The sequence below is a fragment of the Methanobrevibacter sp. genome, assembly GCF_045611865.1.
Taxonomy (GTDB): domain Archaea; phylum Methanobacteriota; class Methanobacteria; order Methanobacteriales; family Methanobacteriaceae; genus Methanocatella.
Map to the genome: position 1 here is coordinate 1 of NZ_JAZKXX010000040.1, position 13,245 is coordinate 13,245.

Consider the following 13,245-nt stretch of genomic DNA (forward strand, 5'->3'; position numbering starts at 1 on the left):
AAGCAAAAATACATTCAAACAAGAAATCTACTCAAGAAGAAACAATGTAGAATCAATATTTAGCGTGATAAAAAGAATATTCAACGGAACAAACAGAAGCAGAAGCTTACAATTATCAAATAAAGAAACAAAACTCAAAAACACAATCTACAACATTTTCAGATCAACACAAATTCAATAAAAATTAGGATTTCTACAAAGCCGATAAATATTTAAATACTATGACAAATATAACATATGTTATTGCAATATAACAATTGTGATAAACCAATAATAGGAGGAAATGATATATGTGTGAAATTTTTTGTTTTAATTCAAATACGCCAAAACAAATAAATGAATGTTTGCAATGCTTTTATAATCACTCAGAAGAGCATCCACATGGATGGGGATTAGCAACTATGCAATCCGATGAATTTGTTATAGATAAAGAGCCTGTAAAAGCAACATGCAGTCAACATTTAAAAGATATATTGTCTCACCCTGTTGTTGGAAAAAATGTATTCGCTCACATCAGATTAGCTACGGTGGGTGAAATTATATCTCCCAATTGTCATCCCTTTATCGAAGCTGATGATAACAACAGATCATGGATGTTAATTCATAATGGAACCATTTTTGACTTTCCTAACCTTGATAAATATAGGGATAAAGAAAATGGTGACACTGATTCTGAGCGAATATTACTTTATATAATTGATAAAATAAATGAATTTGAACAAGCAAAAGGCGCACCATCTACAATTAAAGAGCGCTTTAGCATTTTAACTGAAATTGTATCAGAATTATCTAAAAATAACAAACTTAACTTAATGATTTATGATGGAGATTTAACATATATCCATTCTAATATGAGAGGGACTTTATATTATTTGAAAAATGAAGAAGGATTTTTGGTAGCTTCTACTCCATTAACTGATGATGAAAATTGGAAAGAGGTCGAATTAAATAAATTATTCGGCTTAATTGATGGCAATATCATATTTGAAAGTGCAGAACATGATAATGAATTTATTCAAACTGCAGAGCATGAAAAGGTCCTTGAAGAATTTTTAAAAACATTAAAGGATGAGAATAATGATTAGCGAAGAGATCGTTAGAAATAAGCTTTATGATGAGTTTATTAAACCAACAAATCAAAAAAAGGATTTTATAGGTATTGAAATTGAAATTCCAATAGTTAATCTTGATAAAAAGGCAGTGGATTTTGATGTTGTTCACAAAGTCACTGAAAAATTTCAAAATCATTATTCTGATTTTAAAGAAGATGGAATTGACTATGATGGCAATGTTTTTGCTTTAAAAGATTCAAGAACCGATGATATAGTTTGTTATGACTGTTCATATAATAACATTGAATTTGCAATGGGCCGTGAAAAAGACTTATTTGCAATAAATGAAAGGTTTCGCGATTATTATTCATTTGTTAAAGAGTCATTTGAAGAGTATAATCATACATTAACAGGAATGGGAATTAATCCGTATCGTAAATATAATATTCATGAGCCTATTCCTTCTGAGAGATATTTAATGCTATATCATCATTTAAAATCTATTAAAAAGTATGAAAATGTTCCAATGCATTTTCATAAATATCCGGAATATGGTATGTTTTCATCAGCATCTCAGGTTCAAATTGATGTTCATAGGGATAATTTAATTAAAACTATTAATGTGTTTTCAAAAATAGAACCGATAAAAGCATTGCTATTTTCTAATTCGGTTTTACTTGATGAAAATAAGCATGTAACCTGTTTTAGAGATCCACTATGGGAATACTCGACTCATGGTGTAAATCCTCACAATATTGGTGTTTATGATGTTGACTTTAAAGACATCGAAAGTCTTCAGGCATATTTGGAATCTTTAAACATGTATTGTGTAATGCGTGATGGAGCATATATTAATTTTGAATCAATCAATTTGCTCGATTATTTTGCTCAAGATTTCATTCGTGGGGAAATCTACAATAATGGGGAGTATAGGGAAATTGATATTAGGCCCTGTATTAATGACATACAATATTTAAGGCCATTTAAATTTATTAATCTAACATTTAGAGGAACTGTGGAATTCAGAAGCATATGCACTCAACCGATTAAAGATTCAATGTGTGTTGCAGCTTTTCATGTAGGTCTAAAAGACAATTTGGATGATTTGGAGCATATCATTGATAATGATGAGGCTATTTATCATAATGGCTATACTGCAGGTGAGCTTAGAAAACTTTTAATTCAAGATAATCTTCCATCATTTGTTGATACAAATGACATTTGTAAATTGTCAAAAGACATTGTCGATTTGGCATCAGATGGTCTTAAAGAAAGAGGAATCGGTGAAGAAATATTCTTAAAACCATTATATGAACGTATAAAAAGACGTACAAATCCTGGAAAGGAAATAATATCATCTATGCATAATGGATGTAAAATTGAGAAATTAATTGAAGATTATGGTAAATTAGACTAAATTATATATAATTATTAATTTTAAATTTAAGTAGGGGAGAAAAATGAATTTTAAAAATTTGTCTAAGTTATCGGCAAATGAAATTTTGGCTGGTTCATTTGGGATAGAATGGGAATGTTTACGTGCTAAAGGTGATGGACACCTCTCTTTAACTCCTCATCCTGAAATTTTTGGTGATAAATTAACAAATCCATTGGTAACAACTGATTTTTCAGAAAGTCAAATTGAAATTATCACTCCAACATTTAAAACAATTGATGAGGCATTTGATACATTTTCACTGTTATCTGATTTGGTAAATGCGTCACTTCCTGAAGATGAGTATCTCTGGTTTCAGTCAATTCCTTGTATCCTGCCGTACTGGGATCAAATACCAATAGCACAATACTCTGAAGAAGGTGAGGAATCCCAAAAATACCGTGAGGATTTAGCCAAAAAATATGGCGTTAAAAAACAGATGATTTCAGGGGTTCATTTTAACTTTTCTTTCAGTGATGAGTTCTTAGAGAAGTTATATGCTCTTGAAGATAGTGATTTAACATTTAAAGAATTTAAAAATGAAGTTTATCTGAAAATCACACGAAATTATTTGAGATACTGTTGGTTAATCATTTATCTGACTGGTTGTTCAATAGGTTCTCATAAGACATTTTCTAGCGAATGTATTCATTTAATGGATGCTCGAGATGATTATGGTAGCTTTTATTCTACTAAAGGACCTTCATTTAGAAATGCATCCTGCGGATATAAAAACTTAAAAGAATTATATCCCTCCTATAATTCTGTTGACGAGTTTGTTCGAGATATTGATGAGTTCATTGAAAATGGCGATTTATCCGAAGCTAAAGAGTTATATACACAAATTCGTTTGAAATCAAAAAACCCTAAAGATTTGTTAAATTCTCTTAAAGATGAGGGGATTGAATATATTGAAATACGCACATTAGATATTAATCCTTTTTATAAATGCGGTCTTGTTAGAAGGGATATGACATTTTTACATTTCTTTTTAATTTATATGTTAATTAAGGATGAATCTGATTATCCGCTATGGCAAAAAGAAGCAGCAATTAATGAAGAAAATACTGCTGAGCGAGCTTATGATGAATCAATGAGGTTACTTCGAGATGGAAAAGAGATAACTCTTAAAAAGTGGGCATCTGAGATAATCAATGAAATGTATGGAATGTGTGAAGTGTTGGGAATTAATGATTTTTCCACTTTAAATTTTATGCTCAATAGAATCTCAAATCCTAATTTAACTTATGGTAAAAGATTATTGAAGTTGATTGAGGAAGATGGTTATATTAATACTCACATTGAGCTTTCAAAGAACAATAAGAAAACCAGTATTAACAATTTGAAAAATATTGATAGGGATAACTGTAAAGAATTTGAAAAATATGTTAATATTGCGTTAGTTGGAAAATGATTTTTGTTTTTTCATAACTTTTATATATGACTAATTAGAATACTATACTCAAGGGATTCAATATAACAATTGTTAACTTAAGCAATTTTTAAATAGTTCTCTTTGTAAACTATAATTGTAATTAAGTTAACTTAATTTACGGTGATTATAAATGAATAAAAAGATTACATTTGTTTTAGTGTTAGCACTTGCTGCATTCCTTGTAATGGGTTCAGCCAGTGCAGGTCTTTTCGACTTTTTAGGCGGAGGAGACAGCAACACTGTTAAAATTGGATATTTACCTTCCGATCACGACGCTGCTTTGTTTGTCGCTGATGCACAAGGTAAATATAAGGACGCAGGTATTGAAACTGAACTTGTTCAGTTCAATAACGGTGGAGACTTAATGACTGCTATGGCTAGTGGGGACATTGATGTTGGTTATGTAGGTATTGCACCTGTATTGTCATCTGTTGAAAAAGGAGTTCCCGTAAAAGTTATTTCTTCTGCTCAGACTGAAGGTAGTGGAATCGTTGTAACTCAGGAATCTGGAATCACTTCAGCAGCTGATTTAGCTGGTAAATCAATAGCTACTCCTGGTGACGCTTCAATTCAACATGTATTGCTTGCATACTACTTAAAAGAAAACGGATTATCATTAGATGACATCGAAGAATCCGCAATGAAAGTTCCTTCAATGAACGATGCTTTAAAAACCAAACAAATTGATGGAATTATTACTTTCCAACCTTATGTAAGTATTGCAGCAGCTCAAGAAGGAAATACTGTTTTAGCTGATAGTGAAGCTATTTTACCAAATCATCCATGTTGTGTAGTTGTTGCATCTGACGACTTCATTAAAAACCATGAAGATCAAGTAAAATCTATTTTAGATATTCACAAAAAAGCTACTGATTTCATCAATGAAGAAGTTTCAGCTGGTAAAGAAGCTGATGTAGTAAGCCTTTTACCTGAAGACATTGTTAGCGATGTAGATTTAGAATCTCAATCATTAGCAAGCTTCCCATTCATATCTGGTATTGATGATAGTTTCAAAGCTGATGTGGATGCATTCCAAGCACTTGAAGTAGATTTAGGTATTATTAAAGAACCTATTTCCCACGATGATTTATACTGGGAAGCATAGTTAACTTTAACTATGCTTTTTTTTAATTTTTTTCGTACTCTTTTTTTATTAGTTTCATTGATTCTTTTGTTTGTGAATTTCCAATTCTTTGAATCATTCTGTTATTTTCAATGACTCTATCCATATACTCTGCTCTTTTTTTATCATCAACTATCTTATATCTTGATACATTAACAAGACATTCAATTATTCCACCAAGTCCACGGTTAAATGCCTTAATGCTTTTATCTCTAATGACAATTTCGACTATCTTACCTTTAATCATGAAAATGCTTTGGTCATTATCGATAGGTGTGTTTTCTGGTTTTTGTTCATCAATATCAACAACATCTACAATAATGTAAGAACCAGCATCTTTTAAGATTGCAATATCTGTATCTTGTGTGTAGTATTCATCTGGAAGTTTATCAATAGTTGATTTAGTAAAAATTAAAGGATCTTGTGTGATGTTTACAACATATCTTCTGGTTTTTTGAATATTTTCTAAAGTTTTAGATCCTTCAAATATTCTGCAACCGATGTTATTTTCACCGAAGTATTTCAAACCAATTGCTGCTGAGTTTTTATTTCCATTTTCATCAATTGTAGTATAAATGCATTCGTATCTCTCTTCGGTTGTAATTCCAATTTTTTCTAGGGTTTCATTCATTCTATCACCTGTTGTGCTGGAAATGCGCCAGCTATTTTGTTCAGGTTGTTAAAAATAGTTATAAGTTTGTTAATTGGCTCTGTGAGGTTATCATTTTCAATGGAGCCTAAAACTTCAATGTATTGTGGAAATGTTCGTTTTCCATTTTCAAAAAACGGATAATATTCTCCAAAATTAACTTCATCCTGATTCAAATCATTTAAAACATCTTCATATAGTGTTTGCAGGTCATCTGCACTTTGATTGAATAATTCAATTGCTTCTGGTTCATTTAATTTCTGAAAAGCGGTATTTAAACGAACTAAAGAAATAGTATAAAGTTCTAAATCAAGTTCACCATTCATAGTATCACCACAAATGATAATAAAAAAATAAAAAAAGAGTAATTTCTCGTTAGAGAAATTATAATTTGATTTTAATATCGAGTGCAGATGAACCTTCTTCGTAAACGAAGATTGGGTTTATGTCTAACTCGGATATTTCTGGGAAGTCTAAGGTTAATCTAGCTACTCTTTTGATAGCTTCTTTGACTTCTTCAACATCGCAAGGTGCTTCTCCTCTGTATCCTGCAAGTAATTTGGATACTTTTGTGGATTCGATTTGTTCTTCGATTTCTTGAGAAGATAATCCTTTTGCAAGGTTGAATGATACGTCTTCGATTAGGTTAACGTATATTCCTCCCATACCAAATGCAATCATTGGTCCGAATTGTTTGTCACGAATCATACCGACAATGACTTCTTCTCCGGAATCCATCATTTTTTGTACTTCTACACCGTCAGGAACGATGTCTGGGTGTGCTGCTTTTGTATTTGCCATAATTTCATCAAATGTGGCTTTTGCCTGTTCAGCATTTTCAATTCCTACTTTTACACCACCAATGTCGGATTTGTGTAAGATTTTATCTGATGCGATTTTAAGTACAACAGGGAATTCCATTTCCTCTGCAAGTGCAGCGGCTTCATCAGCACTTGTTGATAATTTTATTGGTGCTGCTGAAATTCCATAAGCTTCAGCTACAGCATAAGCTTCACTACCAAGTAAAGTGTCTCTTCCGTCAGCTTTTACTTTATCAAATATTGCTTGTACAGCATCTTTGTCAACATCATCGACTTTTTCAACAATGTCATCGTATTCTCTTTCTTTTAATTTTGCAAATCTGGTCATTGCTTCAAGTGCAGTTACTGCAGTTTCAGGGAATACATATGTTGGAACTCCGTTTTCTCTTAAAGCTTCATTTGCAGCTTCAAAGGATGGTCCGCCCATGTTAACAACAATGATTGGTTTGTCGAATTCTTTTCTCTCTTCAAGGATTGCTTGTGCAATTCCATCAGGATCTGCTGATGCTGTAGGACATACCATAATAATTAAACTGTCAACATCATCATAACCCAAAACAATTTCCAAGGATTCTTTATATCTGCTTACTGGTGCATCACCTAATACATCAATAGGGTTTTTAGCACTTCCTTCTTCAGTAACGCATTCTTTTAATTTAGCAGTTGTTTCTTCATCAAATTGAACAAGGTTTAAACCAACTTTTTCCATTGCATCTACGGTTAGTACTCCTCCACCACCGGCATTGGTAATGATAGCTACGTTATCACCTTTAGGAAGTGGTGCTTTGGAGAATGCTAAACCTAAGTCAAATAATTCGGCCATTGTTTCTACACGCATAATTCCGGATTGTCTAAATGATGTGTCGAATGCCAAATCACTGCCCGCTAGTGCTCCTGTGTGTGAGGATGCAGCAGCCGCTCCTGCAGAACTTGAACCTGATTTAAGTACAATAATTGGTTTTTTAACTGCAGTTTCTCTCATGGTTCTTAAGAAGTCCTCGTCATCAGAGATAGATTCAAGATAACAAATGATTACTGCGGTTTCATCATCTTCTGCTAGGTATTGTAACAGTTCGATTTCAGTTACTCCTGCTTTGTTACCTAAACTTATAACTTTACTGAATCCGATACCTGAAGTCACACTCCAATCGATAATTGCCACCATCATAGCCCCACTCTGAGAGATGAATGCCATGTTTCCTGTTGGAGGCATCATTTGTGAAAATGATCCGTTTAGTGGTGTGTGTGAATCAGTGATTCCTAAACTGTTTGGTCCAATAATGTTTATACCATATTCTTCACCAAGGGCTGTTAATTCAGCTTCTAATTTAGCACCTTCTTCCCCAACTTCTTTAAAACCGGCGGTAATAACTACCATGTTTTCCACGCCAGCTTCTCCGCAATCCTTAACTGTTGGGTTTACAAATACGGATGGGATTGTTATAATTGCCAAATCTACTTTTCCAGGTATGTCTTTTATGTTTGCATATGCTTTTTTACCAAGAATCTCTCCACCTTTAGGGTTTACAGGATAGATTTCACCTTCAAAACCGTCATTTATTAGGTTATCTACGATGATGTATCCTACTTTTCCAGGGGTGTTGGATGCTCCAATAACAGCCACAGATTCAGGTTTAAACATCTTATTGAGATCTATCATAAGTTTTTCTCCTTATATTTTTTAAATTCATTAACAATTTATAATGATAAATAATTAAGAATTATTCTATACATATTTTAGTTAATATTATTATTTAAACATATTTATTTATTTAAAAAACAGTTTTCCTTTTTGTTTGCTTTAAATATTATTTGTTAATTTTTTTGATTTAATTATCATTTAGTTGAATTTTGATTTTGATGTAAAATTTATAATGTATAATAAATATAGTTATAAATAAGTTAATAAATTTTGATATTCTAAAAATTTTAGGATATATGTTATATAATTAGGGGATATTTAATGAGCTTAATTATTGCTTACATTGGTAAAAAAGGATGTGTAATGGCGAGTGATAAAAGAAAGATAGGGTATTTCGGTGATAAAGAAAATTTGGCAAAATTAGAAAAAGAGTTATATGATGGCAAAATCTCAAATGATGAAGATTTTGAGAAAAGAGCTTCTGAGCTTGGAATTTCAATCAAAATTACAGATGATGCAAGTAAATTAAAAGTTGTTGGAAACACAGTCAGAGGTGAAGTAAGCACTAAAGGAACTTTTGAAACAAAAAGGCGTAGAATCTACGGAACTACAAATGGATATCAACTTGTGGAATTGGTAGGTTCCGAGACTACTTCACGTAAAGCCGGTGAAAAAGGAATTATCATCTTTGGTAATAATTTCGCTAAAAAAATGGCTGAAACATTGATTTCAAGGAAATGGAAATCATCCCAAAGCTTAAGATATATGGGAGATATTTTTGAAGAAGTCTTAACTGAAGTCGCTTCAAAAACACCTACTGTAGGAGATAAATTTGATGTACTTCTTCAAGAACCTAAATTTACCACTTCTGAAGCTCAAAAGCATTTGAATATCACTATTGACAATGATATTAAAGTATTGACTAAATTTAGACAGGAGTTAACAGAACAAATTGTTCAACAGAGCATAGCCATTGACATGGCAAACAAAATCATCAGTAAAGGTGAAATAGGCCAAGTTGCTGAAGTCGATGGAAACATGGTTCAGGTCCAGCTCAATGATAAAACACAAGCAATGGATGGGAACTGGAAACAATTAGCTGCTCCTGGTGGAAATGTTTTAATGTTCAGCGATAGCGATAACGTTGAAGTAGGAGATAAAGTTGTCATTGAAAATGAGAACTTATGTCTAAAAAAGGATAAATCAACACTTAAATGTGATATAATTCTATGTTCTCTATGAGTTGGGATTTAAATGAAAATAACATTTTTGGGTAGTGGTGGTGGAAGATTTTCCACAATATCACAAAGAAGAATGACTGGAGGATTCAGAATTGATAATCTGGGTGGTAAAAACTATCATGTTGACCCGGGTCCAGGTGCTTTAATTAGAACATATCAATTTGGTTTCAACCCTCGTAATTTAAATGGAGTATTCGTATCTCATTCTCATACAGACCACTATAATGATGCTGAAATTCTCATCGAAGCAATGACAAGAGGAATGACCAAAAAACAAGGCACTATATTTGGAAGTACAAGTGTATTAGAGGGTTATGATAAATGGGGTCCCTGCATATCTTCATATCACCAATCAAATTCGGATGTTGTAGTCCTAAAACCTGATGAAGTCTGTGAAGTTGATAAAATAAAGGTTAAAGGTACTAAAACAGAGCATGGTGATCCTGCCGGTGTTGGATTTCAAATTGACTATAATGGATTTAAAGTTTCTTATACATCCGATACAGGATATTTTGACGGGTTGGCTGAAAGCCATCAGGGGGCGGATATTTTAATAGCAAGTGTCCTACGTCCAGGTAATAGGTCAATACCAGGACACATGTGTTCAACTGATTTTGTTAATCTAATTGAAGAAGTAAAACCGCAAGTTGCTGTAATGACACACTTAGGTCTTAAAATGATTTCAAATAATCCTGTTACTGAGGCTAAAAAGATTTCTAAAAGAACTGGTGTTAAAGTTATTGCCGCATTTGATGGTTTATCATTTAATGTTAACTATAACAATCCAAAACGCTTTAGGTTAATTTCACTAAAAGATGTTGATTCTGCTGTTCACTCCACATCTCATCAGATGTTTAAAAATGAAAGAAGAAACTCATATCAACAATCATTTAAGAACAATGAATTTGATGAGCTTTCAATATTAAAAAAACGCCAAGATTAACTTTTTAAATTGCTTGGGTGGATAAATCCGGAACGTATCATGTGGTCTGCAAGAACAATTGAGGTACTGGCTTCAGCCACGACTGTAACTCTTGGACAGATACAAGGATCATGTCTGCCTTTAATTTCTATTTTTTCATTTTCCATTTTTTCCAGATTGATTGAATCCTGGCATTTGGAAATGGATGGTGTTGGTTTAACTGCAATTTTTGATATTATTGGCATTCCATTGCTCATTCCACCGATTATTCCACCGGAATTGTTTGTTTTGGTAGTGATTTTATCGTTAATGATTTCATATGCATCGTTTATTTCGCTTCCGGTATGGTTTGCAACATCAAATCCAAGGCCGATTTCAACACCTTTGACAGCTCCAATATTCATTAATATTCTTGCAAGGTCGCCGTCAAGCCTTTCAAAGACAGGTTCGCCAAGACCTGCTGGAACGCCTGTAGCTATTGTTTCCACAATACCTCCAATGGAATCTCCTTCTTCTTTTTTAGCAAGGATTAACTCTTCCATTTCTTTTGCAGCTTTTAAATCACCGCAACGAACTGGATTTTTATCAATGTTTTCTTTAATGGTTTTAAAATCATTAACTTGAGATTTAACATTGCCAATTTGGGTAACATGAGAAATAATTTCAATTCCTTGGGTTTTTAGGAGTTTTTTGGCTATTGCACCACCAATAACATGGCCAATGGTAACTCTTCCACTTCCTCTTCCACCACCGTTGTAATCGTAGTTGCCGTATTTTGTCATCCAACCGTAATCGCCGTGGGATGGGCGAGGAGTGTTTTTAAACATTGAATAGTCTTTTGACTGTTGATTTTTGTTAAAAACGATGCCTGTAATTGGAGTTCCATCAGTTTTTCCTTCAAAGATTCCTGATAAGATTTGTATTTCATCGGCTTCTTTTCTAGGTGTGGTTACACTACTGGTTCCAGGTTTTCTTTTATCAAGCTCCTTTTGAATGTCCTCTGCACTTAACTCGAGATTTGCAGGACATCCATCAACAACAGCACCTAAAGCTTTTCCATGACTTGAACCAAAACTGGTTACTCTAAATTTTTCTCCAATTGAATTTGACATATTCGGCCTCTTTTTAACAATTGATGAAATATTTGTTTTTCAATATTATTAAAGGTTTAAATTTTGATAGATGTGTTTGGATTGTTCAAGTGTGAGGCTGGCTTTTAGTGTGCCTTTTTCAGTGTCCAGTGTAAAGTCAGCATTGTTTTTTATGATTTCTTTTAAAAAATTCCTGTAGGTTATCAAGGACTCTTTTCCATCAGGTCCTGCCTCTTTTTTTTAGTTTTGAGGGCGACTCATAATTTTTGTGTTTAAATTTTTTTCTTAATTTATTATACTTTAATTTTATATACTAGGAAGTACAATCTATTATTAGGATTAATTAACTTTTTGGTTGTGTTTTTTATGGTTTTAAGAGAGGATAGAATTGGTCAGCAATTATTAGTTCCTTTGGACTTAAGAGATTTGGTTCCAAAAGATCATCCGTGTTATTTTATTCAAAATGTTGTTGATCAAATAGATTTTTCGAAAGTCGATGCAAATTATTGTTACAAAGCAGGCAAGCCTGCTTATTCTCGTAAAATGTTATTAAGACTTGTTTTAATGGGTGCTTTTGATGGAGGATTATCTGGAAGAGAAGTAGCTGCAAAAGCAACTACAGACGTTAGTTACATGTACTTAGCAGGCATGGAAAAACCAGATTTCCGAACAATCAACAGATTCAAAGTAGATCACGCAGAACTAATAGATGACGCATTTAAAACAACAGTATTAATGGCAAAAGAATTAGATTTAGTAAAACTCAAACACATAGCAATTGATGGAACAAAAATCAAAGCAAAAGCATCTATAAATAATTTAACAAATGAAGAACAAATAGATTTACTTAAAGACATCTTAAAAAAGAGTATTGAACTCGATGAAGAAGAAGATGAAATTCTCGGAGACGAATCAGGCAATTCCGTTCCAAAAGAATTAATTGACAAAAAATCCTTTGAAGAAATCTACAAAAAAGTAACTGAAAGTACAAAAGGAGATAGAAACGAATTCATACTACGAAGAAGCAGTAAAACACTTCTAGACCAAGCAAAGAAAGATAATAAATCTGCCAAAATAAGTTTTGCAGAAAGTCGAAAAAATCGATTCAGAACTAAAAAAGACAACAAACGATGTAATCAGCATAAACGACCCTGAATCACGATGGATGCTAAATAAAAAAAGCAAATGGGAATTTGATTACAATTTACAAATAGGAGTAGACGAATACAAAGGAATAATCGTATCATCATCACTCACACAAAATCCAACAGACGTATTCGAACTAATACCTCAAATGGAACAAATAAAAGAAACATTTGGTGCTTTAGCACCAAATACACAAATTTCAGCCGACAACGGCTACTCAACAAACGAAAACATAGACTATCTAGCAGAAAACCACCTGGATGGCTACATATCAACCAGAAAACTCTCAAGAAAACTCAAAAAAATCAACAAAAAAGATAAACCATTTGGAAAAGACAAATTCATCTTCAATCATGAAAAAAACACATATATCTGCCCAATGGGCCAGATACTTGAAAACCAAAAAAGTTACAAAAACAACTCACGAATAGCATATTGGACAAACAACTGCAAAACATGCCCCAAACATCAGGAATGCTGTGGTAAAAGATTTTCTAGAGTAATAACAGATTATGGAAATCCAAATAAAATAAAAATGCTCAGAAAAATGGAAACACCCTGGGCACAAGAAATCTACAAAAAACGATCAAAAACAGCAGAATGGCCATTTGGAAATATAAAACAAAATCTAAAAGTAACAGAATTCAACACAACTGGACTAAAAAGAACACAAACAGAAGCAAAATTA

General features: G+C 32.7%; 12 protein-coding genes and 1 pseudogene. 9 read left to right on the plus strand and 4 right to left on the minus strand.

All coding sequences use genetic code 11. The annotated features are described in order from the left end of the window. The 5 genes and pseudogenes from ACKI32_RS04345 to ACKI32_RS04365 form a co-directional block, all read left to right on the plus strand. Positions 1-181 (plus strand): annotated as a pseudogene (locus ACKI32_RS04345) (transposase); the annotation flags it as partial. Between the two features lie 109 nt (positions 182-290). Next, positions 291-1,085, plus strand: a complete 795-nt coding sequence (locus tag ACKI32_RS04350) for a class II glutamine amidotransferase (RefSeq protein WP_407413866.1) — start codon at positions 291-293, stop codon at positions 1,083-1,085. Then, positions 1,078-2,469, plus strand: coding sequence for a hypothetical protein (locus ACKI32_RS04355; protein ID WP_407413868.1), 1,392 nt, complete (start codon positions 1,078-1,080; stop codon positions 2,467-2,469). Before ACKI32_RS04350 ends, ACKI32_RS04355 begins: the two co-directional genes overlap by 8 nt. Positions 2,470-2,512: 43 nt before the next feature. Beyond that, entirely contained in the window at positions 2,513-3,901 is a 1,389-nt protein-coding gene (locus ACKI32_RS04360) for a glutamate--cysteine ligase (RefSeq protein ID WP_407413870.1), read from the plus strand. 151 nt (positions 3,902-4,052) lie between these two features. After that, entirely contained in the window at positions 4,053-5,027 is a 975-nt protein-coding gene (locus ACKI32_RS04365) for an ABC transporter substrate-binding protein (protein WP_407413872.1), read from the plus strand. A gap of 22 nt (positions 5,028-5,049) precedes the next feature. On the opposite strand, the gene ACKI32_RS04370 is transcribed toward ACKI32_RS04365, so the two are convergent. The 3 genes from ACKI32_RS04370 to acs are packed head-to-tail and all read right to left on the minus strand — an operon-like array spanning position 5,050 to position 8,175. Continuing rightward, entirely contained in the window at positions 5,050-5,676 is a 627-nt protein-coding gene (locus ACKI32_RS04370; protein WP_407413874.1) for a DUF447 domain-containing protein, read from the minus strand. Then, positions 5,673-6,020, minus strand: a complete 348-nt coding sequence (locus ACKI32_RS04375) for a hypothetical protein (RefSeq protein WP_407413876.1) — start codon at positions 6,018-6,020, stop codon at positions 5,673-5,675. The genes ACKI32_RS04370 and ACKI32_RS04375 overlap by 4 nt, the downstream gene beginning before the upstream one ends. Before the next feature lie 58 nt (positions 6,021-6,078). Next, on the minus strand, positions 6,079-8,175 hold the full coding sequence (gene acs, locus ACKI32_RS04380; RefSeq protein ID WP_407413878.1) for an acetate--CoA ligase alpha subunit: 2,097 nt from the start codon (positions 8,173-8,175) through the stop codon (positions 6,079-6,081). A gap of 303 nt (positions 8,176-8,478) precedes the next feature. Between acs and ACKI32_RS04385 the strand changes: the two genes are divergently transcribed. Together ACKI32_RS04385 and ACKI32_RS04390 are read left to right on the plus strand one after the other, a co-directional pair. Next, positions 8,479-9,399, plus strand: coding sequence for a DUF2121 domain-containing protein (locus tag ACKI32_RS04385; protein ID WP_407413880.1), 921 nt, complete (start codon positions 8,479-8,481; stop codon positions 9,397-9,399). 12 nt (positions 9,400-9,411) lie between these two features. Beyond that, positions 9,412-10,341: an MBL fold metallo-hydrolase gene (locus ACKI32_RS04390; protein ID WP_407413882.1), complete on the plus strand. Its 930-nt coding sequence runs from the start codon at positions 9,412-9,414 to the stop codon at positions 10,339-10,341. On the opposite strand, the gene aroC is transcribed toward ACKI32_RS04390, so the two are convergent. Beyond that, a complete protein-coding gene (gene aroC / locus ACKI32_RS04395) occupies positions 10,338-11,432 on the minus strand; it encodes a chorismate synthase (protein WP_407413884.1) in 1,095 nt (364 codons plus the stop codon). The two genes, ACKI32_RS04390 and aroC, sit on opposite strands and share 4 nt — an antisense overlap. A 345-nt stretch (positions 11,433-11,777) precedes the next feature. On the opposite strand from aroC, the gene ACKI32_RS04400 reads away from it, so the two are divergent. Next, a complete protein-coding gene (locus ACKI32_RS04400) occupies positions 11,778-12,566 on the plus strand; it encodes a transposase (RefSeq protein WP_407413886.1) in 789 nt (262 codons plus the stop codon). Next, the coding region (locus ACKI32_RS04405; RefSeq protein WP_407413888.1) for a transposase at positions 12,493-13,245 on the plus strand (753 nt) is incomplete at its 3' end. The genes ACKI32_RS04400 and ACKI32_RS04405, both read left to right, overlap by 74 nt.

Coding starts and splice junctions, on each gene's coding strand:
- ACKI32_RS04400 (WP_407413886.1), top strand. CDS start 11,778: ATGGTTTTAAGAGAGGATAGAATTGGTCAGCAATTATTAGTTCCTTTG.
- acs (WP_407413878.1), bottom strand. CDS start 8,175: ATGATAGATCTCAATAAGATGTTTAAACCTGAATCTGTGGCTGTTATT.
- aroC (WP_407413884.1), bottom strand. CDS start 11,432: ATGTCAAATTCAATTGGAGAAAAATTTAGAGTAACCAGTTTTGGTTCA.
- ACKI32_RS04385 (WP_407413880.1), top strand. CDS start 8,479: ATGAGCTTAATTATTGCTTACATTGGTAAAAAAGGATGTGTAATGGCG.
- ACKI32_RS04390 (WP_407413882.1), top strand. CDS start 9,412: ATGAAAATAACATTTTTGGGTAGTGGTGGTGGAAGATTTTCCACAATA.
- ACKI32_RS04355 (WP_407413868.1), top strand. CDS start 1,078: ATGATTAGCGAAGAGATCGTTAGAAATAAGCTTTATGATGAGTTTATT.
- ACKI32_RS04370 (WP_407413874.1), bottom strand. CDS start 5,676: ATGAATGAAACCCTAGAAAAAATTGGAATTACAACCGAAGAGAGATAC.
- ACKI32_RS04350 (WP_407413866.1), top strand. CDS start 291: ATGTGTGAAATTTTTTGTTTTAATTCAAATACGCCAAAACAAATAAAT.
- ACKI32_RS04375 (WP_407413876.1), bottom strand. CDS start 6,020: ATGAATGGTGAACTTGATTTAGAACTTTATACTATTTCTTTAGTTCGT.
- ACKI32_RS04365 (WP_407413872.1), top strand. CDS start 4,053: ATGAATAAAAAGATTACATTTGTTTTAGTGTTAGCACTTGCTGCATTC.
- ACKI32_RS04360 (WP_407413870.1), top strand. CDS start 2,513: ATGAATTTTAAAAATTTGTCTAAGTTATCGGCAAATGAAATTTTGGCT.